21 protein-coding genes and 2 tRNA genes are annotated in these 20744 nt (G+C 61.4%); 4 read left to right on the top strand and 19 right to left on the bottom strand.

What is annotated here, in order from left to right; translation table 11 throughout:
- Positions 1 to 79 precede the first annotated feature (79 nt).
- The 6 genes from ACSQ2A_RS17670 to acs all read right to left on the bottom strand — a co-directional run bounded on the left by ACSQ2A_RS17670 (position 80) and on the right by acs (position 8009).
- On the bottom strand, positions 80 to 1267 hold the full coding sequence (locus ACSQ2A_RS17670) for an MFS transporter (RefSeq protein WP_436073295.1): 1188 nt from the start codon (positions 1265 to 1267) through the stop codon (positions 80 to 82).
- Positions 1268 to 1322: 55 nt separating this feature from the next.
- On the bottom strand, positions 1323 to 2534 hold the full coding sequence (locus tag ACSQ2A_RS17665) for an MFS transporter (protein WP_436073294.1): 1212 nt from the start codon (positions 2532 to 2534) through the stop codon (positions 1323 to 1325).
- 142 nt (positions 2535 to 2676) lie between these two features.
- A complete protein-coding gene (locus tag ACSQ2A_RS17660) occupies positions 2677 to 3738 on the bottom strand; it encodes a glycosyltransferase family 4 protein (protein ID WP_436073293.1) in 1062 nt (353 codons plus the stop codon).
- A 90-nt stretch (positions 3739 to 3828) separates the two neighbouring features.
- Positions 3829 to 4629 (bottom strand): UDP-2,3-diacylglucosamine diphosphatase, encoded by an 801-nt coding sequence (locus tag ACSQ2A_RS17655; protein WP_436073292.1) that lies wholly within the window; start codon positions 4627 to 4629, stop codon positions 3829 to 3831.
- A 108-nt stretch (positions 4630 to 4737) separates the two neighbouring features.
- The gene (locus tag ACSQ2A_RS17650) at positions 4738 to 5775 is read right to left on the bottom strand and encodes a glycoside hydrolase family 3 protein (RefSeq protein ID WP_436073291.1); all 1038 of its coding nucleotides are present in this window, start codon (positions 5773 to 5775) and stop codon (positions 4738 to 4740) included.
- A 278-nt stretch (positions 5776 to 6053) separates the two neighbouring features.
- Positions 6054 to 8009: an acetate--CoA ligase gene (gene acs / locus ACSQ2A_RS17645; RefSeq protein ID WP_436073290.1), complete on the bottom strand. Its 1956-nt coding sequence runs from the start codon at positions 8007 to 8009 to the stop codon at positions 6054 to 6056.
- A 152-nt stretch (positions 8010 to 8161) separates the two neighbouring features.
- Here acs and ACSQ2A_RS17640 point away from each other — a divergent pair, with 152 nt between their 5' ends.
- The gene (locus ACSQ2A_RS17640; protein ID WP_436073289.1) at positions 8162 to 8728 is read left to right on the top strand and encodes a hypothetical protein; all 567 of its coding nucleotides are present in this window, start codon (positions 8162 to 8164) and stop codon (positions 8726 to 8728) included.
- A gap of 6 nt (positions 8729 to 8734) precedes the next feature.
- On the opposite strand, the gene ACSQ2A_RS17635 is transcribed toward ACSQ2A_RS17640, so the two are convergent.
- Positions 8735 to 10057 carry a lipopolysaccharide biosynthesis protein gene (locus tag ACSQ2A_RS17635; RefSeq protein ID WP_436073288.1) on the bottom strand — a complete coding sequence of 441 codons (1323 nt, stop codon included), beginning with the start codon at positions 10055 to 10057 and terminating at the stop codon, positions 8735 to 8737.
- The gene (locus ACSQ2A_RS17630) at positions 10054 to 11226 is read right to left on the bottom strand and encodes a lipid II:glycine glycyltransferase FemX (protein ID WP_436073287.1); all 1173 of its coding nucleotides are present in this window, start codon (positions 11224 to 11226) and stop codon (positions 10054 to 10056) included. The genes ACSQ2A_RS17635 and ACSQ2A_RS17630 overlap by 4 nt, the downstream gene beginning before the upstream one ends.
- Before the next feature lie 351 nt (positions 11227 to 11577).
- Between ACSQ2A_RS17630 and ACSQ2A_RS17625 the strand changes: the two genes are divergently transcribed.
- The gene (locus ACSQ2A_RS17625; RefSeq protein ID WP_436073286.1) at positions 11578 to 11811 is read left to right on the top strand and encodes an SHOCT domain-containing protein; all 234 of its coding nucleotides are present in this window, start codon (positions 11578 to 11580) and stop codon (positions 11809 to 11811) included.
- Between the two features lie 85 nt (positions 11812 to 11896).
- On the opposite strand, the gene ACSQ2A_RS17620 is transcribed toward ACSQ2A_RS17625, so the two are convergent.
- Positions 11897 to 12598 carry a YjbE family putative metal transport protein gene (locus ACSQ2A_RS17620; RefSeq protein WP_295412248.1) on the bottom strand — a complete coding sequence of 234 codons (702 nt, stop codon included), beginning with the start codon at positions 12596 to 12598 and terminating at the stop codon, positions 11897 to 11899.
- Positions 12599 to 13002: 404 nt separating this feature from the next.
- On the opposite strand from ACSQ2A_RS17620, the gene ACSQ2A_RS17615 reads away from it, so the two are divergent.
- Complete coding sequence (locus ACSQ2A_RS17615; RefSeq protein ID WP_295411561.1) at positions 13003 to 13188, top strand: hypothetical protein; 186 nt, start codon at positions 13003 to 13005, stop codon at positions 13186 to 13188.
- Positions 13189 to 13338: 150 nt separating this feature from the next.
- On the opposite strand, the gene ACSQ2A_RS17610 is transcribed toward ACSQ2A_RS17615, so the two are convergent.
- From ACSQ2A_RS17610 to ACSQ2A_RS17600, 3 genes are all read right to left on the bottom strand, one after another.
- Positions 13339 to 13414, bottom strand: a tRNA-Lys gene (locus ACSQ2A_RS17610).
- 158 nt (positions 13415 to 13572) lie between these two features.
- Positions 13573 to 13648, bottom strand: a tRNA-Lys gene (locus ACSQ2A_RS17605).
- Between the two features lie 184 nt (positions 13649 to 13832).
- Positions 13833 to 14030, bottom strand: a complete 198-nt coding sequence (locus ACSQ2A_RS17600; RefSeq protein ID WP_295411560.1) for a hypothetical protein — start codon at positions 14028 to 14030, stop codon at positions 13833 to 13835.
- A 282-nt stretch (positions 14031 to 14312) separates the two neighbouring features.
- Between ACSQ2A_RS17600 and ACSQ2A_RS17595 the strand changes: the two genes are divergently transcribed.
- Positions 14313 to 15425: a pyridoxal phosphate-dependent aminotransferase gene (locus ACSQ2A_RS17595; protein ID WP_436073285.1), complete on the top strand. Its 1113-nt coding sequence runs from the start codon at positions 14313 to 14315 to the stop codon at positions 15423 to 15425.
- On the opposite strand, the gene ACSQ2A_RS17590 is transcribed toward ACSQ2A_RS17595, so the two are convergent.
- The 7 genes from ACSQ2A_RS17590 to ACSQ2A_RS17560 all read right to left on the bottom strand — a co-directional run bounded on the left by ACSQ2A_RS17590 (position 15410) and on the right by ACSQ2A_RS17560 (position 20700).
- Positions 15410 to 16357 (bottom strand): endonuclease/exonuclease/phosphatase family protein, encoded by a 948-nt coding sequence (locus ACSQ2A_RS17590; protein WP_436073284.1) that lies wholly within the window; start codon positions 16355 to 16357, stop codon positions 15410 to 15412. The two genes, ACSQ2A_RS17595 and ACSQ2A_RS17590, sit on opposite strands and share 16 nt — an antisense overlap.
- Positions 16358 to 16386: 29 nt before the next feature.
- Entirely contained in the window at positions 16387 to 16836 is a 450-nt protein-coding gene (locus tag ACSQ2A_RS17585) for a GNAT family N-acetyltransferase (protein WP_436073283.1), read from the bottom strand.
- Positions 16837 to 16909: 73 nt separating this feature from the next.
- Complete coding sequence (locus tag ACSQ2A_RS17580) at positions 16910 to 18472, bottom strand: 2-isopropylmalate synthase (protein ID WP_295411557.1); 1563 nt, start codon at positions 18470 to 18472, stop codon at positions 16910 to 16912.
- A gap of 116 nt (positions 18473 to 18588) precedes the next feature.
- Positions 18589 to 18714 carry a hypothetical protein gene (locus ACSQ2A_RS17575; protein ID WP_280114010.1) on the bottom strand — a complete coding sequence of 42 codons (126 nt, stop codon included), beginning with the start codon at positions 18712 to 18714 and terminating at the stop codon, positions 18589 to 18591.
- Between the two features lie 136 nt (positions 18715 to 18850).
- Positions 18851 to 19735 (bottom strand): PhzF family phenazine biosynthesis protein, encoded by an 885-nt coding sequence (locus tag ACSQ2A_RS17570; RefSeq protein WP_436073282.1) that lies wholly within the window; start codon positions 19733 to 19735, stop codon positions 18851 to 18853.
- Between the two features lie 3 nt (positions 19736 to 19738).
- On the bottom strand, positions 19739 to 20230 hold the full coding sequence (locus ACSQ2A_RS17565) for a heme-degrading domain-containing protein (protein ID WP_436073281.1): 492 nt from the start codon (positions 20228 to 20230) through the stop codon (positions 19739 to 19741).
- 5 nt (positions 20231 to 20235) lie between these two features.
- Entirely contained in the window at positions 20236 to 20700 is a 465-nt protein-coding gene (locus tag ACSQ2A_RS17560) for a GFA family protein (protein ID WP_436073280.1), read from the bottom strand.
- Positions 20701 to 20744: the final 44 nt, after the last annotated feature.

Below are 20744 nucleotides of genomic sequence, written 5' to 3'. Positions count from 1 at the left end.
GGATCGCCGGGACAAGCCCGGCGATGACGACGGAGGGAGTATCTTGGAGAGGTTGTTGGGGAACGAGTCCGCCCCGCCCCTACTTCGCCTTCGCCGGCCTCATCTGCAGCGATAGCCAGATGCAGAACCCGCCGACCAGCGCCATTGCGGAAGCCGCAAAGAATGCGTGTGCCCCATAGCCCTGCACGATCCAGCCGAAACCAATGACGGACAGGACGGTCAGCAATTGCTGCCCAACCACAAACAGGCTCTGCGTTTCGGCCGCGATGCTTTCGTCGGTCCAGTTGGCGATGAAATGCACGCAGCCCATATAGCCAATGGCAAAGGTGATGCCGTGGCTCAGTTGCAGCACGATCAGGACAGCGATGCCGGGCTCGAGGCCCATCACGCACCAGCGCAGCGCCGCCGCACCGCCCGAGATCAGCATCACCGAGCGTGCCGAAAGCTTCCCGCCGAAGCGCTTCCACAAAAACATCATCGCGGCCTCGGAAGCTGAACCCAGGGCGATCAGCGGACCGATGATGTTTTCGGGAATGCCCTGTTCCTTCCAGATCAGCGATCCGAACGCGTTGAGCACGATATGCGTGGCAAAGATCATGCAAAAGCCGAAGAGCGGCAGGATGAACCAGGGCTTTGCAACATCGCGCAGCCGCTTTGCCGCCGGCGCTTCCGTCACCGCCGAGATCGTCTTCTGCTCGGCGGGCGCGCGAAATGCCGGCAATTGCAGCGACACCAGCGCGCGGACGATCGCCATGCCGACAAAGAGCGGCACGAAGACGCCGGCGCCGAACCAGACGACCAGATAGCCCGTCAGCCCGTTGAACAGCATATAGCCGACCGTGCCCCAGGCACGCATCCTGCCGTAGTCGGACCCGATACGCCGCGCCAAACGCATGGTGGCCGCATCAAGCACCGGCCCGACCGCGCCGCCGGGCAAGGCAGCCAGTGTCCAGAACAGCAGGATGCCCCAGAACTCGTTGACGAAGAACAGCCCGATCGGAACGATCCCGCCGATCAGCGCACCAATGACGATGACCTGCCGCCAGTCCTTGGCCCGATCCGCCACGCGGCCGATCACGAGGTTAAACAGCAGGATCACAAAAATCGGCAAGGCGTTGATGATGCCGATCTGCTCGGGCGTAATGCCCTTTTCGGAGAGCCAGATCGGCAGGAACATCACGGCCGCGCCGCTGCCGGTGAAGAAGCTGGCGTAAAACGCGGAGGTACGCATTTCGGGCGTAAAGCGGCCGGCGGGGCTCTGGCTCATTCAGGCAATCCAAGGAAGAAAAGTAGGGAAGAGCAGATCGCTGCCCTTCCTCAAATCACGATACGACGGGCCGCGTTGCATCCTTTGGCGGACGCATCCGCAGCGAGATAAGAACGCATGCTATGCCGATGGAGCAGGTCACGGTCGACGCGAAGAAGGCCGATGAACCGAACCACTCGACGAGCCAGCCAAACGTGACCAGCATGATCATGGCCGCGCCCTGGTTGAGCATATTGGCAAAACCCTGCGCCTCGGCGGCGTTGGATTCATGCGTCCAGTTGGCGATGAAGTGGACGACGCCGAAATAGCCCATGCCAAAGCTGAACGCGTGCAGCAATTGCAGGAAAAACAGTGCTTCCACTGGCGGCGAAAAGGCCAGGACGGTGAAGCGGAAAAGCCCCGCCATGCACGCGACAAGGATCATGTTGCGCGCAGTGACCCGCCCGCCAAACCGGCGCCAGGCAAACATCAGGGCAGCCTCACCCACAGCGGCTATGCCCAGCAGTGGTCCCAGGAAATGGTCGGGAATCCCCTGCTGATGCCAGAGCAAGGCGCCGAAGCTGCCCATCACCGCATTGCTGGCATTGACCAAGGAAAAGGCAACAAGCGGCAGCACGAACCACGGCTTCAATGAATCCCGCAGCTTTACCCGCTGCATCGGCGTGCCCTGCTGCACATTGGCGAGCGTCGCCTCCTGCACAGGCGCCCGGAAGCGCGGCAGGAGAAAGCCGATGACGGCACGCAGCACGGTCATGGCGACGTAAAGCGTCACAAACGAGCCCGGTCCAACCACCGTAAGAAGTCCGCCGATGCCCGCCGCGCCCACGACATAGCCGATGGTCGCCCAGGCCCGCACGGCGCCGAAATCGGTGCCGTTGCGCTTGGTCATGCGCACGGTCGCCGCATCGATGATGGGTGGTACGAGACCATTGGACATGGCCACCAGGGCCCACACCAGCAGGATGCCCCAGAATTCCGAAATGAAATACAGCCCCAACGGCGCCACGGCCGAAACCAGAGAAATGGCGATGATCGCGGTGCGCCAGTCGTCCGCGCGGTCGGCGATACGACCGATGATCATGTTTAGGAGCAGCAGGCCCAGCATGGGCAGCGCATTGATCAGCCCGATCTGATCGGCCGGTATGCCATGCAGGCTCAACCAGATGCCGAGAAAAACCGACGCCACTGCGCCCGGAAGATAGACCGTGAATTGATAAAGCGATGCACGCGCCTCGGGGGTGTCGAAGCGCGACAGAACGGAAGACATGGAAAAGACTCCGGGCGCAAATCAGCGCCCCGCTCCCCTTGGTGCCTTGCAGCGTGAGACAATGCAAGGCCCAAATGGCTGCGAACTGCAACGTTCTAAAGCCGGAGTAAAAAGTTGATCTGGCCGGGCGTACTTTCGGGTACTAGATCGCCTCGGCCAGTTGCGGCAGGCGCACCGTCGCGGGCACGAGGCCATCAAGAAACTGCCGCGCGCTGGCGGCCCAGGTGAAGTTCTGTGCGTGGGCGCTGGCATCGCGCCGGTCGAGCATCATCGCCCGGCGCACCGCCACGGAAAGGTCCGCGTGTAGCGCTCCTGCCCGCCCGTCGGTGAGAATGTCCTTGGGGCCGGTCACCGGATAGGCGGCGACAGGCGTGCCACAAGCCAGCGCCTCGGTCATCACATTGCCAAAGGTATCGGTGCGGCTCGGGAAAACAAAAACGTCGGCGCCCTGATAGGCCTCCACCAGCGCCTCGCCGTGCCGGTAGCCGCAAAACACCACATCCGGATGCAGTTTTTCGAGCCGCAGACGATCGGGGCCGTCACCCACGACGATCTTCGTCCCAGGCACATCGAGCGCGAGGAACGCCTCGATATTCTTCTCCGCCGCCACGCGCCCTACATAGAGCAGATGCGGCCCCGGAAGATGGGCAAAAACATCCGATTTTCCGGGCTGGAAGCGCTCCATGTCCACGCCGCGCCCCCAGATGCGTAGGTGCCTGAAATCGCGCGACGCGAGATCGTCACGCAACGAGGGCGTCGGCACCAGCGTGTTGCCGGCTGGTTCGTGGAACCAGCGCAGATAGCCATAGCTCCAGTCCTGCGGTACCGGCAGGCGGGCCGAAACATATTCCGGAAAGCGCGTATGAAAGCTCGTCGAAAAGCCCTTACCGCGCTCGATGCAATATTGCCGAGCCAGTAGCCCAAGCGGGCCTTCGGTCGCAATGTGGATGTGATGCGCCCGCGCATGGGCAAGACGCCGGAACACGGCGCGGCGCGAGGCCAGCGATAGCCTGATTTCGGGATAGGTCGGCACCGGCACCGTCCAGAAGGCTTCCGGTGTCAGATAGTCGACGCTATGCCCCCATTCGCGCAGCACCTTGCCGACGCTTTCGAGCGTGCGGACGACGCCATTGATCTGTGGGCGCCAGGCATCGGTGACAATGACGATGCGACGGGCTGAAGGAGATGAAACGGTATTGGCCATGGCGGCACCGCGTGGCTGGGTTCAGGCCGGATCAGCCTGCTCCCGCCAATTTGCGTTGCCATGACGATATTGCGACGGAGCGGCGACAGCCTATTCCGTTACCGTGCGACGGATTTTCGCCCGGCGCGGCTCACCCACCACCATCTCGGTCCACTTGATGAGTTCGAACTCGCCATCGTGATTCTCGGCGACCGCAGTGCAGCTTTCGACCCAGTCGCCGGTATTGATGTAGTGGATGCCGAGCCGGTCGTGCATGTCGGCAAAGTGGATATGCCCGCAGATGACGCCGTGGACACCAGACTCCTTGGCCTCGTGCACCAGCGCCTCTTCGAAGCGTCCGATCACCGAAACGGCATTCTTCACCTTCTGCTTGGCCCAGGCGCTGAGAGACCAGTATTGCAGCCCCAGACGGCGCCGTACCCAATTGATGGCGATGTTCACGCGAAGCGCGAAGTTATAGGCCCAATCCCCTACATGGGCGAGCCATTTGGCGTTCATCACCACCACGTCGAACTGGTCGCCATGGATAACCAGGTAAGTGCGACCGGTCGCCGAAGTGTGGATCGTGCGGTCCACCAGTTCGATCTCACCGAAATAGGTGCCGAGATATTCGCGCAGGAATTCGTCGTGATTGCCCGGCAGATAGACGACGCGCGTTCCGGCTGTGGCCTTGTCGAGCAGGATTTGCGCGAGGACATTGTATTCCTCGGGCCAGTGCCAGGCCTTGGCCAGCCGCCAGCCGTCAAGAATGTCGCCGACCAGATAAATGGTCTCGGCGTCGTGCAGGCGCAAAAACTCGATGAGCTGCTTCACCCGGGTCGGCTTCATGCCCAGATGCACGTCGGACAGGAACAACGCCCTTACGCGCCGCACCTCGCGGTCATCCGTCATTGCCCGGCCTCCAAGTTACTGCGGCACTTTATCTTCGGAGCGCGACGGAGGAAACCGGCTTCGTCAGAAAGAGGTGGAAAGCCCGGTGACTGCTCCGAAGTCGCCGGGCTATTCGAGGCGCTGCTTCAGGGCAACGATACGGTTGTAGCTCTGCTCGATCCGCGCGGCGAAGGCGGGATCGGCTTCCGCCTGCTTGACGAGGATGTCCAGAACCTCGCGCGACAGCGTCGGCCGCTGATAGGCAGTGTTCGAAAAGAGAAGGATATCCATCCCCGCCTTCACGCCCTCAATGACAGTCTCTTCGAGCGTGAAATGATCGCGGATGGCGCCCATTTCGAGATCGTCGCTGATCACCACGCCATCGAAGCCGAGATCAGTGCGCAACACACCGTCGATCCAGCGCGCCGAGAGCGAGGATGGCGTCTCCCCGTCGCTGTCGGCATAGTCCGCATGATAGAGATGGCCGACCATCACCATGTCAACGACGCCCTCGGAAATCAGCTCCTGATAGGGCTTTAGTTCGTCTTCCGACCAGGTCTTGGTGATGTCGACAAAGCCCTCATGGCTATCCGCCGTCGAAGAACCATGCCCCGGAAAATGCTTCAGCGCGGTCGCGAGGCCTGCCTTGTGATGGCCCTCGATGAAGGCGCGATCGTAGTCGATGACGGTCGCCGGGTTGGCGCCAAAGGCACGGCCGAACTTGGCGATCACCTGATTATTGGGATTGGTATTGAGATCGGCCACCGGCCCGAAGTTGACCGTAAAGCCTTGGGCCGCAATGCCCTTGGCCATGTCGGCATAGATCGCCTCGGCCTCTTCCGGCGTGTCGCGGGCCGCGATCGTTGCGGCATTGGGGATTTCGGCAAAGCCGACATCTTTGGTCAGCCGCTCGACCGCGCCACCTTCTTGATCGATGGTGATGAAGGGCGGCAAATCGGGGGAGGCCGCACGGAATTCCGCATTCATCGCCGCGACCGCTTCAAGGCTTGCCACATTCTTCTTGAGATACATGACGCCACCAAGCCGGCCGGTCGCCAACTCATCACTCAGCGCCTTGACGCTCGCATCGCCCGCGCTGTCGCCCTCAAAGCCGATGACGATCATCTGCCCCGCCATTTCCTCAAGCGTGGCGGCTTGGGCGGGCATAGCAATAGCTAGGCATGCGAAGGCAGTGGCGAGTATCAGGCGCAAAACGGGACTCCGGCGGGCGAATCTGTCGCGCAGAGTGGCCACGAAAAGCGGGCGAGACAATGACTGAGATATCGGAGCCACCACCCCACCCGCGGTGTCATTCCCGCGAAAGCGGGAATCTCTGTTTGCAGCGCGCAGGTGGAGATTCCCGCTTTCGCGGGAATGACGCGGTGAAAGAAAAAGCCCCCGGGCAGACCCGAGGGCATCGTGTGTAGGGGCAAATCCGAGAGAATTCAGCCAGCCGGGCGGTTCTGCCGGTTAGCAATCAGGTCATCGACGACAGCCGGATCGGCGAGCGTCGACGTATCGCCCAGCGACCCAAAGTCGTTCTCGGCGACCTTGCGCAGAATGCGGCGCATGATCTTGCCCGAGCGGGTCTTGGGCAGGCCAGGCGCCCACTGGATCAGGTCCGGCGTTGCGATCGGCCCGATTTCCTTGCGCACCCAGCTCTTGAGCTCGGCCCGCAATTCATCGGAGCTACTCTCTCCGGCCATCAGGGTCACATAGCAATAGATGCCCTGCCCCTTGATGTCGTGCGGATAGCCGACCACGGCCGCTTCGCTGACCTTGGGATGCGCCACGAGCGCGCTTTCGACTTCCGCCGTACCCAACCGGTGGCCGGAAACATTGAGCACGTCGTCGACGCGGCCGGTGATCCAGTAGTAGCCATCGCTATCGCGCCGGCAGCCATCGCCGGTGAAATAATAGCCCTTGTACTGGGTGAAATAGGTATCGATGAAGCGCTGGTGATCGCCAAAGATCGAGCGCATCTGGCCCGGCCAGCTATCGGCAATGGCCAAGACGCCCTCGGCCTTGGTCTGCTCCTGCAATATGCCCTCCGGCGAAAGCACCACAGGCTGCACACCGAAGAACGGCTTCGTCGCTGAACCCGGCTTGACCGGGAAAGCGCCCGGGAACGGGGCGATCATGTGCCCGCCGGTTTCCGTCTGCCACCAGCAGTCGACGATGCCGCAACGATCCTTGCCCACATGCTTGGAGTACCAGAGCCAGGCTTCCGGATTGATCGGCTCGCCCACCGTGCCCAGAAGACGCAGGCTCGGCATTTCGAACTTGTCGACAAAATCCGAACCGGCGCCCATCAGCGCACGAATGGCCGTGGGTGCGGTGTGGAAGATATTGACCTTGTGGCGCTCGACCACCTGCCAGAAGCGGCTGGCATCGGGCCAGGAGGGAATGCCCTCGAACATCAGCGTCGTCGCGCCATTGGCCAGCGGCCCATAGACGATATAGCTGTGGCCGGTGACCCAACCGACGTCGGCCGTGCACCAGAAAACTTCGCCACGCTTGTAGTCAAAAGTCTTTTCGTGCGTCAGCGACGCATAGGTGAGATAGCCGCCCTGGGTGTGGAGCACGCCCTTGGGCTTGCCGGTCGAACCGGAGGTATAAAGGATGAACAGCGGATCTTCCGCATTCATCGGCTCGGGCTCGTGGAACGGCTCGACGCCGGCGGCAGCCTCGTGCCACCACACGTCGCGCGAACCCTTCATCGGCACATCGGCACCGGTATTGTGGACGACGAGCACCTTGCGGACGCCGGGGCAATCCTGCAGCGCCTTGTCGACATTGGCCTTGAGCGGCACAGCCTTGCCGCCACGGCGGCCTTCATCGGCCGTGATGACAACTTCGGAATCGCAGTCATTGATGCGGCCGGCCAGCGCGTCCGGCGAAAAGCCGCCGAAAACCACCGAATGCACCGCGCCGATGCGGGCACAAGCCAGCATGGCATAGGCGGCCTGCGGAATCATCGGCAGGTAGATGGTGACGCGGTCGCCCTTCTTGACGCCCAGCGACTTCAGCACATTGGCGCAGCGGCACACTTTCTCGTGCAGCTTGCGATAGCTGATATATTCCGCTTCATCGGCCGGATTATCCGGCTCCCAGATGATCGCGATATCGTCGCCGCGCTCGGCCAGATGCCGGTCGATGCAATTGGCGGCAACGTTCAGAACCCCGTCCTCGAACCATTTGATCGACACGTTCGGATATTCGAACGTCGTGTTCTTGATGGTCTTGGGAAAGGTCACCCAATCGAGGCGCTTGGCCTGTTCGGCCCAGAATCCATTCGGATCCGTGACTGAACGCTCATATTGCGCAGCATATTGCTCGCCCGTCGTCTGGGTATGTGCGATCGCGGCCGCACTTGGCTGGAACAAGAGCTCTTCGCTCATTGTCATCCTCCCTGGTCTCTCCCGAGAAACGTTCTAGTGACCCGATCTATCCGCCGCAAGCCCTTGACGATACGACTGAAGTGGAAGGCCACGCTCCATTAACGGCCTCGCGCTAGACTAAATGGCGCAGATTTGCGCAAGGGAGCAGAGCCATGGCCGAAATGACCATCCGTGCCGCCAAGCCCGAGGATGTGCCGCTGATCCATGCCGAGCTCATGGATGTGATCGCGACCTCGCCGCACTACAGCGACCGCTTCAAGGCCCACGAAATGGGGCGCCTGAACAAGACCTTTCTCCACAACCTCCTGGCCATCGATCCCTGGCACATCATGGTCATGTGCGCCGATGGCGTGCCAGGCGGCGCCATGGTCTCGGGGCCGGAATGCGGCGCAGTGTTCCGCTACTGGAGCTGGGTTTTCCCCTCGCACCGCCAGACCAAGCTCGGCATGTTCGGCATGCGGGCTTTTGACGAGCACTGGGACAAGAAGCGCTTCCACAAGGCCTTCACCTTTGTCCGACCGGACAACGAGGTCGCCCGCATGCTGCTCAAGCGCTACGGCTACAAGGAAACGGTTCTCCTCGAGCAGCACATCTTCGGGCAGGATTATCTGCTGATCGAAAAGTTCTACACCAAGGAAGAAGAAGGCTATGACAGCGGCGTCAATATCGGCCGCCTCGGACGCCTGAAGAATCGTCTGAAAGGTCTCGTAGGGGCCTGAGCGCCCCTACTCTGCTGCTGCCAGCCGGCGCCGCGAGCGGAACCACTGCAAGATCGACACATCCACATGCGCCGTGTGCAGCGCCGTCAGCCATAACGCGACAGACCAGATGCTGATGGCAAAAATGGCCGCCAGCGACGCGCCCACAAGGCCGAAGCTCGGCACAAGCAGCAAATTGCCGACGAACAGGGCAAAAATCCCCAGCGCAATGGCCGGCAGGCTGGCCCAGGGCCGGTCGTGGATCGACAGCACGATGGACGCCGGCCCCATGGCCGAGCGCACCACCAGCGACAGGCACAGAATCGCCAGCGGTACGGCCCCGGCAGTAAATTCGGGCCCAAAGAGCATTAGCGCAATCGGCGCGCCAATCAGCGCCACGCAGAACAGCAGCAGCGCCACCCCGCTCGCCACCACATTGGCCTCACCCACCTTGCGGTTGAACTCCTCGCGATCAGCCTTGGCCTCGCTCTCGAACATGTCGGGCATGGTCACGGCATAGACCGCCGCCACACCGAAGGATACGAGCGAGAAGATGCGTGTGCAAACGCCGAAGATCGCCAGCTCCTCGCGGCCCAGCAGGTGGCTGAGCAGCAGGAGATCGATGTCGAAGAAGAAATCCGTAGCGAGGCTGATGACCACCCAGGGCAGCGCAAAGCGCCACCAGCGCCGGGTTTCGGCCGGTATGTCTTCCTCGCCCAACGGAATCTTGGGCAGGCTCGTCACCACAAAGCCGAACTGCACCAGCGACACGACCACATAGCCGACGCCGATGCACCAGAGCATCTGCGTAAACCCAGCCTCGGGGATGCCCACACCCAGCGCCACGAGAAACGAGGCCAGCACAATCATCGGCCGCAGCAGCGTATCGGCAAAGAACCCGGCAAACGGCCGCTTCAGCCCGACCAGCGTGGCGCTGTTTACGTAGACGACGGCCGTACCCAGCGTCAGCAGCGCGAACGGCACGAAATGCAGCGCCACGGCGCCCTGCCCCTGTCCGCTCGCCTCAAGCAGCATCGGTCCGACGATAACCAACCCGGCAAAGGTCAGCGCCACAAATCCATAGGATCGCGTCAGAAAGGCCAGCAATTGCCGGCGGTTTCCCCGCGCCCGGTATTCAGCCGCAAAATAGGTACCGACCGTGTGATAGCCGAGGGGCATCACCACCGAGACGAGATTGACGCTGGCGACCACCAGCAAGAACTCGCCCAGCAGATTCGCGCCCCAAAGCCGCGCAATCAGTGCCTGAGCGACGAAAATGAAGCCGGCCCCGAAAATACGGGCGGCGAAGATGATGGACGATTGCGAGGCTAGTTTCCGGGCGAGGCTCATTCGAGATACGCGTCCCAGACATGCGGCGCCTGGTCCGGTCGCGCCTTGCTGCTCATCAGCCAGTCGATCCGTCGCCGCGTATGCTGGATCACATCGCGTGCCGCAAAGGCCGCATTGCCGACAAAGCCCGCCCAGGGCGAGGTGGCATAATTCAGCACCGGCGGCACAGGGCGGATAACGCCCGCCGTGCCCACCATGCCGGTCTTGAACTGGTGCAGCCCGTGAAACCCATCGGTGCCGCCAAGGTCATACCATTGCGCACGCGTATGGTCGCGCAGCCAGCGGATCGCGTGCCAGTGGAGGAAATAGCCCGCCCGCAGCGGCAGAGCCTTGTCATTGGTCGCGCCATAGAGATAGACGGCGCGCTCGCCGGCCTTGAAGACCAGAGCCCCCGCAACCGTTTCGCCCTCGTGCTGCACGAAGAACAGCTCGGGCCGCAAAGGTTCATCCAGCGCCATCAGTGCATCAAGCGTTTCATAGGCCGAATGGTCGGGAAACTGCTTGCGCTCGGTCATCGACGCATAAAGCGTCTTGAAGGCATGGATTTCGCCCGCCTCGACCCGCTCGAATTCCAGCCCCGATTTTTCCGCCTTGTTGAGCTGGCGGCGCCAGGTCTGATGAAAGCTCTTGCGCAATTCGTCGTCGGAAAGACGCAGGTTCACCAGGTAGCGATTGGGGAAAAGCAGCGTCGACCCACGCCTGAAGCCGCGTTCACGCAGGGCCAGATAGCCCTTGTTGATCTCGCCAGGCGAAGCATGCAGCAGCACCGACAGCATCATGCCGCGCTTTTCGGCATAGTCCTTGACGAGGCATTCCACCATGGCTGCGCGTAGCGTCTCGGCATCCGGCGTGTTCGCCGAAGCGAGCATTGGCGCCCATTTCACCACGGCCATCTTGCCCAACCGCAGGGGCAAGGGCTGGATCATGACCAGCGCACCACCAACAATGGCGCCACCACGCTGAAAAACTACGGGCTCCTGCCCCACGCCCGGCCAACGGGTGGAGGCAAAGGCATGCATCTGCTCCTGGCAGACCTCGTCGAAGCCGCCAATGAGGCTGTCCCATTCGGCGCCCGAAACCTGCCGCGCGGCGAGCACAATGCCATGCGTGCCCGCAGCAGCATTCGCCGCGCGCATTGGCTCCATCATCTCCCCGGCGATATAGGACATGAAAATCCCCGCAGATTGTCGTCAGCGGGGAGGCTAGTGGCTCGAAATGAGCAAATCCCTATTGCTTGAGTACAAATGCCTCCAATTTCAGGGATTGGTTAGCGAAAGCTCAAGTCTTGGCCAAGAATGCCTCGTGCAATTGCCAGGCGGTTTCGCTCCGTCTTTGCTCCATTTCCTGATGAGGGATCGCATCCACTTTTACGCGATCAGCACACTAGTTTCTCCGCCCAGTCGGCATATGCTCGACGGCCATTGGACATCCAGTTTCTTGTCGATCCTAACCAATGGAGGATTAGAACTATGGTGGGCAGAAGAAGTGGTCCGGGATTGCTCGGACGAACAGCCAAGACCGTGGCCAGAACCGCCGTCATAGCGGGCACCGCAACGGCCGTATCCGGCGCTGTCGCCGGCAGGAGAGCGGGTGCAGCCCCAGCCTCGCCCGCTCCCGGGGATCAGGCGCAAGCCGCGCCAGCCGGTCTGTCCATCGACGCGATGGCTCAATTGGAAAAATTGGCGGAGCTGAAGGCAGCCGGCATTCTGACGGAAGAAGAATTCGCCGCGCAGAAAGCCCGTATCCTGAGCTAAAAAAATATCTCCCGAAAGCGCGTTCGGCTTTCGGGAGACACATTTAGGGCACGGTCAGAAGCGTCCGAGCGCTTCCGGCAAGTCGTTAGTGCGCCGCGGCGGCAGCGGCCGGTGCGTGCGGGGTATAGAGCAGCGGAATTTCCGGAATGGTGAAGAACGCCCCGGCACCCTCGAGCACCATGCGGATGGCAACGAAGAGGATGATGACGAGACCGATCCAGGCAATCCAGCGGAAGCGGTGCAGCAGGCGAGCGATGAAAGTCGCGGCAACACCCATCATCACAACCGACAGCGCCAGGCCGAAGATCAGCGCTTCAAAGTGATGCTGGGCCGCGCCGGCCACGGCCAGCACGTTGTCGAGCGACATGGAAACGTCGGCGATGATGATCTGGGTAACCGCCTGGCGCAGCGTCTTGCGCGGCGCCTTGCCGGCGATGGTGCCATCGGCATTGAGATCATGCCCGGCCAGCGCCTCGGTTGCTTCGTCCTCTTCCTCGTCGGAAACGGTCAGCTCGCGATACATCTTCCAGCACACCCACAGCAGCAGGATGCCGCCGGCGATGAGCAGGCCGCCGCCGAGCGACAGCAACTGGGTCGTGATCAGAGCAAAGCCGATACGCAGCACCGTCGCCGCAGCGATACCCACCAGGATCGCCTTGCGGCGCAAATCCGCGGGAAGTCCGGCAGCGGCGAGGCCGATGACGACAGCATTGTCTCCCGCCAGCACCAGGTCGATGAGGATGACCTGAAGCAGCGAGCTGAAGAAACTCGGATCGATGCCGAACATGAAGAAGGCGCTTTCCAATCAGTAAAATCTTCTGCGGCTATACGATGCCTGATGGAAGGAAGAAAGCGCCGGCTACGTAAACAATTGGGATAGTTGTGCCCTCGGCCCGATTTTGATCGCGCATGTCAGCAAAGCGCAACAAAAAGCCCTGGTAGCTTGCGCTGCCAGGGCCTTTTTTTGTCGACGTTGATCTGTTTCCATCTCTTATCGACGCTTCAACAACGTGCCGCCCACTGGTTGGTTCCACCCTTTGCGCTTTTTTCCATCAAAGGCGCGCCGCTCGCCAAACTTTAGAATGAATCTAAGAAAAGCGCTTGCAGTCTGGATTCATTCTAATCTATGTTCGCTAACAGGTTGAGATCACTAGATTTCATGAACGCCACAGTCGAGTTTACGGAGCACCAATGACCACTTCCGCCGCCAACACCTGCACCTCCTGTGTTTTCTTTGAAGACAAGGCCAGCGCAGCCGCAGGCGTGTGCCGCGCTCACCCGCCGGTGCCCTCCTCCGCTTCGGAAAAGCCCGCTGCTGTGTGGCCGACGGTCAAGAATGATGATTGGTGCGGCCAGCACACCGCCGGTCGTCAGTAAGCGCCGCAGGTTGAACGACGAAGCCCCGCAGATGCGGGGCTTTTTTATGGCGCAATCCGGCGATCGGGCTTGGATACCATGGCCTGAAAGCAAAACAGGCGCCGCTTGGTCAGCGGCGCCCTGTTTTAAGGCATTGTAGCATTTAGACTTTGGTGGGCGCACAAGGGCTCGAACCTTGGACCCGCTGATTAAGAGTCAGCTGCTCTACCATCTGAGCTATGCGCCCGTCTCTGAAGACCGGCACCAAAGTGGCGCCTATCTACCAACCGAATTTTCGGCTGTCTACCCCGTTTCGCCGACTATCCCCGTCCCATCCCGGGACCAGAAACGACAAAGGCGACCCGAAGGTCGCCTCTCGTAGATCCTTGTAAACAAGGAAGACTTTGGTGGGCGCACAAGGGCTCGAACCTTGGACCCGCTGATTAAGAGTCAGCTGCTCTACCATCTGAGCTATGCGCCCGTCTCTAGAGACCGGCACCAAAGTGGCGCCTCTCTATCAACTGACTTTTCGGCTGTCTACCCCGTTGCGTCACAATATGTGGATAAACTTTTGGGATCCTTCTGGCCCCGCCCTCTTGCGGCGCGCCTCAGCGCCGCAACAGATCGTGCTCTATTCCGGCCCGCCCGGCCGGAAGAGCAGGCTTTTACGACCGCAGATGACGATAGGCGTTCAGTTCAAAGACGTTGTCGCGCGGTTCCGGCGCTTCGGGCCGGAAATCGTCCATCAGGCCGATTGTCCGCTCGATGATGTGGCGCAGTTGGCGAGATTGCTGGTCGGCGCCTTGCAGGATAACTGCAGCGCGCTGCAGATGGTCACGAGCAAGCAAATAGGTGGGGTTCACTTTTTGCTCCTTTCAAACGGGCTGAGTTGAGACCGCCGCTGGAATCGGCGCATGACCAAGGGTGAACGCGCATAGTTGTCGGGTACTTGCTGACTTGGTTGCGATTTAGTTCAAATGCCAGCGGTCCCGAACGCGCTCCTGAGAGCCCCGGCCCAAGGGCCTCTGCCGGTTTTGAACACCTAATCTGGCTGTTAAGAACTTCCCCGTCGCGGTCCCGATCTTCCGTGGCACGGCCACACAGATGCGCTAGAACGGAACCGGACCTCATGTCGGAGCCTGCAATTGCCTCTGCCCGAACTCACGGAAATCGCCGAAAAGCTGCCGGAAACTGTACCTTTTGTCGGCCCGGAGGCCATCGAGCGCAAGACCGGGGTCAAGATTCGGGCTCGAATCGGCGCCAACGAATCGGGATTCGGCCCCAGCCCCAAGGTTCTCGCCGCCATTCGCGAGGCTGCCGAGGGCATCTGGAAATATCCCGACCCCGAAAATTACGATCTCCGCGTTGCGCTCGCCCACTTCCATGGCATCGCGCCCGATGAAGTCACCATAGGCGAAGGCGTCGACGGCCTGATGGGCCTGATTGTCCGCCTGTTCATGGCCCCGGGCGATGTGCTGCTGACCTCCCTCGGCGCCTATCCCACGCTCAACTATCACGTTGTCGGCTTTGGCGGCCGCCTCGAATTCGTGCCCTACAAGGGCGCACACGAGGACCTCGGCGCCCTTGCCGAGGCCGCCCAGCGGCTAAAGCCGCGCATCGTCTATGTCGCCAACCCGGACAACCCCATGGGCTCCTACTGGCCGGCAGCCGATATCGAAAAATTCATCGCCGCCGTGCCCGAAGAAACCCTCATCATGCTCGACGAGGCCTATGGGGAACTGGCGCCCGACGACGCCCTGCCCGCCATCGACACGAGCAAGGGCAATCTCCTGCGTCTCAGGAGCTTCTCCAAGGCCTATGGGCTGGCCGGCATCCGCGTTGGCTATGCCATGGGTCCCAAAAAGATCATCGGCGCCTTCAACCGCGTGCGGAATCATTTTGGCGTGAATCGCCTCGCCCAGGCCGCTGCCATGGCCGCGCTCGCCGATCAGGACTATCTACAACAGGCCAAGGCCAACATCGCAGCTGCCCGGGAGCGTATTGCGGGCATCGCCAGGGATAACGGTCTCGTCGCCCTGCCCTCGGCCACCAATTTCGTCGCCGTCGATTGCGGCCGCGATGGCGCCTATGCGACGAAAATTCTCGAAGAACTGGCCCTGCTCGGTGTCTTCATCCGCAAGCCCGGGACGCCGGGTCTCGACAAGCACATCCGCATCAGCGTCGGACCGGAGGCCGATATGGCCCTCCTCGCCGAATCCCTGCCCAAGGCCATCAAGGCGGCTCAGGGAGCGGCGTAAAACCCGATCCGCGCCAGGAGATAGCGATGGTTCGATCCATAGCTGTCGGCGCCCGCCGATACATCGAGAATCCGCGCATCGCCGCGTGTAAAGATGTTGTCGATGGGCACGCCGAGTGGCCCCAGTTCCACCGGCCAGGTCGCGGGATAAGTCGGGCCGGGAACAAGGTTCTGCGCCCTCCCCAGCCAGGCGATCGGCGCCGCCCACAGGGCCGAATTGAAGTCGCCCGCGAGCACAACCGGCCCCTCGATCTGAGCCAGCGTATAGCGCAGATAGCCAAGCTCCTGCAGCGAAGCCTCGTCAAAATAGGGTTTTGAGAGGTGAATGCCGACCACGGTGAGATCGACGCCCTCGATCGTCATCGGCGCCACCACCAGCCGCGAGCGCCGGAATGGCGGAATTTCCAGCACTTTCCCATTCTCGATGGGGTAGCGCGAGAACAGCGAAATATCGCAGGTCGCCACCCGCTCGCAGCCCAGCCGATAGGGCAAGGCCGCCTCGATCTGCGGGATATATTCGACGACGCCCGGCGTCTCCATGATCAGCGCCACATCCGGAGCCGTCGCGACGATGAAATCAACCACCTGGCTGGGCGTCCGATTGCCGCTCAACACATTGTAGTTGAGGAAGGTCATTTCAGCCTGCAGCGCACCCACCGGCTCCGCGCGCCGCTTGTTGAATTCCCAGACGTAATAGGCGCCATGAGCAAAGGCGACGGCGAGAACGCCCATGAAGAGCAGCGCCCGCCATTTCGCGCCAAACAGCACCATGAAGAAGGCGAGCACCAGCCCTAGCCCCACGAGATGAAACCGCAGGGTCTGCAACAAGAGTTCGCCGGGCAAGCCAGGCGTAACCGATGTGATGACCAGAATGACGGCAAGCACGCCGCCAAGGGCGAGGACCGCGCCTCGAAATTCCGCTTTGCTCCACATACTGCCCTCGCGCGGTAGTCAGAGACAGGCTAGAGCAGCTTCCTCATTTGGATGCAAGACAGCGGGCTGTTCTCGAGCTCACTGGGGTCCCATTCGAACGGTTCCCACCCAGTCTTCTCGTAAAAGCCCAACGCATCCACTACGGCGTTGACGAGCAGCGTATGCACGCCCAGCGCCCGCGCCTCTTCGGTCACCAGCGCCTCCATCACACGCCCGTGTCCGAGCTTCTGCTCCGCAGCAGTGATCGCCACAAGGCGTACGGCTGCCCGGCCGCCCCCAAAGAGATCAAGCCGCACAGTGCCCAGCGCCTGCCCATTCCGCTTCAGCAGAAAGGGATGAGCAAAGTCCGCGTAGTCGTGCGGGTGGTTGTCATTGTAAATCCCGAAGCGGCCCCTCGCTTCGAACAGCTCGACCCGGCGAATGGCGTGAAAATCCGCCCAATCCGCCGGCTCGCTGACTTTCACAAGCACATAGCCCATCACAAGCCCCCCAACATGGCCTCGCTGCCCAGAAGAACCGGACAGCATAGAACTTGCAAGCGGGACGGCGAGTTTAGCCGGCCAGTGCACCCTGCGCGGATGCGCCACGTTCGATCATGACGCGGTTGAGCGCATTGAGATAGGCGCGGGCCGAGGCCACCAGCGTATCAGGCTCGGCAGCGTTGCCCGAGGCAATCCGGCCGTTCATTTCGAGACGCACATGGGCCGAGGCCTGCGCATCGGTACCGCCGGTCACACCGTCGATGGCGTAGAGCACCAGATGCGGGTCCTGGCCGACGGCCTGCTTGATGGCGTTGAAGATCGCATCCACCGAGCCCGTGCCCTCATATGTGACGGCCGTCTCGACACCATCGACCGACAGGGTCATGGCGCACTTGTGCACGCCGCCGGTCTTGCTGACGACTTCCATGTCGACGAGCTTGATCCGGTCGCCGACCGAGCCGACTTCGTCATCGACCAGCGCGATGATATCGGCGTCGTAGACATGTTTCTTGCGGTCGGCCAGGTCCTTGAAGCGCTGGAAGGCTTCCTGGAAGGCATTGTCGCCAACCTCATAGCCCAGTTCCTTCAACTTGTCCTTGAAGGCGGCGCGGCCCGAATGCTTGCCCATCACCAAGGTGGTTTCCTTGATGCCGACGCTGGCCGGGGTCATGATTTCGTAGGTCTCGGCATTCTTCAGCATGCCATCCTGATGGATGCCGCTTTCATGCGCGAAGGCGTTCTTGCCCACGATGGCCTTGTTGTACTGCACCGGGAAATTCGAAGCCGCCGAAACAATACGGCTGGCGCGCGAGAGCTGCGTGGTCTCGATCTCGGTAAAGAACGGCATGGCATCGCCGCGGGTGCGCAGCGCCATCACCACTTCTTCCAGTGCCGCATTACCGGCGCGCTCGCCCAGACCATTGATCGTGCATTCGATCTGCCGGGCGCCGCCAGCCACACCGGCAAGCGAATTGGCGACAGCCATGCCCAGATCATCGTGGCAGTGCACCGAGAAAATCGCCTTATCGGCGTTCGGCACGCTTTCGATGATGGTCTTGAACATGCGGAAATGTTCTTCCGGCACCGCATACCCGACCGTATCGGGCAGGTTGATGGTCGTCGCACCGGCCTTGATGGCTGTATCGACGCAGCGCTTCAAAAATTCGAGCGGCGTGCGGGTCGCGTCCATGGCGGACCATTCAACGTCATCAACCAGATTACGCGCCTGGGCGACGGTGCGGGCGATGATCTCGATCACCTCGTCTTCGGTCTTCTTCATCTGGTGGGCCAGATGGATCGGCGAGGTCGAAACGAAGGTATGGATACGCCCCTTGCGCGCGTGGCGAACGGCCTCGCCTGCCCGGTCGATATCGGCTGTGATGGCGCGGGCCAGACCGGCGACAGTCGCGTTCTTCACCTGCTTGGCGACAGCAACGACGGCTTCAAAGTCACCATTGGAAGCAATCGGGAAACCGGCTTCGATGATATCGACGCCCATTTCATCGAGCGCGTCGGCAACCTGCAGTTTTTCTTCCAGCGTCATCGTCGCGCCAGGCGATTGCTCGCCGTCACGCAGCGTTGTGTCGAAAATGAAGACGCGTTCTTTGTTGCTGTTGGAAGCAGTAGAGGTCATTTCAGGCACTTTCCTATCGGCCCCGAGGCAATGGCTCGCTGGACCGGACATATTTCGATGTTCGGTTTATGGCGATATCCCCTGACGACCCGCTCGTTAATCCGAGCTGCCGGTGATCAGGGGCTGATAAGAAGGAGAAGAAGCGCGGCCGGAAGCAGCAGCAAACCAGCAGCAATCATCAAGGCGCGGTTGCGCTCCTGAGTCTGTGCGATTGCTATGGCTTTGGCGCGGCGGCGCTGCATGGAGAAAACTCTCTAATTTGACAGCAGCATGATCGAATTCGCCGCTCCGTGCAAGCCCGCAACGCAGGATTGATATGATTTTATCGACGTCTGCGGCGCTTTGGTCAACGAAGTCACACCGGCCGATGCCGGTCCCTTACCCGAGGTCCAGCACACCTTCGCCAACAATCACCGCATGCCCGCCGATCGCGCCATGCGTCAGCACATCGCCCTCGCGACGCAGTTGCAGGGAGATTCGGCAAAGCCGCCCCATTTCCTTGCCCTGCCGCAGCGAAAAATCAGCCTGCCCGGTGCCGAAGTCGGCCTTGTCGGAAAGCAGCCCGATCAGCGCCGCAGCGGCCGAGCCCGTGCCCGGATCTTCGCCCACGCCCATGCCGAACATGCGGGCGGCAATATCGTTTTCCGCCTCTTCCGGCGTCAAAGTGAAGACATAGGCCGAGTTGTGATCGTGGAAGAAGACATCCTCGAACATAGCCATGTTCGGCTTCGCGCGCTTCAATACACCGGCATCGCGAACCGGAATGAGATGAAACGTCACCCCGGCCGTATAGACCGCGGGGGCATAAACATCACAGCCGATCTCCTCGACCTCGATGCCCAGCGCCTGGGCAATGCCCAGCTTGTCGGTCAGGTCAGCCACCTTGGTCGGCAGGCGCGGCAGCGCAAAGCGGGCTTCGCCCGAATGCTTGTCGGCCTTTTCGAAAAGCGCGGTCACAAGACCAATCTTTTCTTCCATGCGCACGGCGCTGCGATCGTTCTGCAATCCCAACACCACAGCCGCGCCAACAGTCGGGTGACCTGCAAAGGGCAGTTCCTGATGCGGCGTGAAGATACGCACCCCAGCCGAATTGCGCTCGCTTTGCGGCTTGGTCAGAAACACCGTCTCGCTAAGGTTGAACTCGCGCGCAATGGCCTGCATCTCGTTGTCCAGAAGGCCGTCCGCCTTGAGCACCACGGCAAGCTGGTTGCCCTGCAGGCGCTCGCGCGTAAACACGTCGAGCAACAGATAATCGAGCTTCATGTTTCAGGCCTCAGACAGTGCGTAGTCTGCGCGGCTGCGCCCGAGATGATCACAAAGCGCATCCACGGCCACGCCATGATCCTTTCGGCCGGGCAACCCGGAAATGGTCAGCGAGCCAATGATCCCCGCCCCCGGCACACGCAGCGGAAAGCCGCCGCCGGCGATCACATAATCTGCCACATCGGCACCCGATTGCGGCGAGAACGGCACCTCGCCCCGCTCCAGCACCAGCCGGTAACTCGCCCGCTGAAAACGGCGCACCGAGTTGATCTTGCGGCGCACCCATTCGGCGTTGTCCGCACTCGTCCCTGGCGTTGCCGAAAAGAACAGCTGCCGATCCCAGGTGCGAATGTCGACCACGAGGGAAAGACCCTCCTCGAGAGCACGGGCGCGAATGGCCGAGCCGATTTCAAAAGCCACGGCCTCATCCAGCGCCGGCAGAACCAGTTCCAGCTCCTGGCGCTTCACCAGGGCGATATCGTCTTCGGTGGTCATGTCACTCAATCCTGATGCGAACGGGTCCAGGCCTCGAAAAGCGGCGTACGGTCAGCGGCGCCCTTTGGAAAATTGACCTGCGCGGGGTCAATATGCGCCCAGGCCGCCTTGCTGTCTGTCCAGATATTTCCCACTGGCGCAGCCCAATCGATGTCGTCCAACGTACCAGCGCGCACCACCTTGATGGTGCCGGCCGGCGGATCGTTCCACAGCCAGCCGTGGCAATGGGCGCAAAAATTCATGCGGATGACATTGCCGCTCTCGGCCTTGCGATCATAACGGGCGATTTCGCCCTGTAGCAGTTCGAAATCGTCGTTTTTGACGATCATCGACATCGACCATCCTGCGCCTGAAAAGCGCTGGCAGTCCTTGCAGTGGCAATTGTAAACCGAAAGCGGCAAAGCCTTGAGGCGATACCGCGCACTGCCGCACTGGCAACCACCCTCTAGCGGAAAATCCGGCAAAACCATGCGTCACCCCTCCAACGGACCGGCTTGGTTCTACTGCATTGGCG

Source organism: Devosia sp. LjRoot3, from assembly GCF_964252865.1.
Taxonomy (GTDB): domain Bacteria; phylum Pseudomonadota; class Alphaproteobacteria; order Rhizobiales; family Devosiaceae; genus Devosia.
This window is presented reverse-complemented; position numbering and strand designations above follow the sequence as displayed.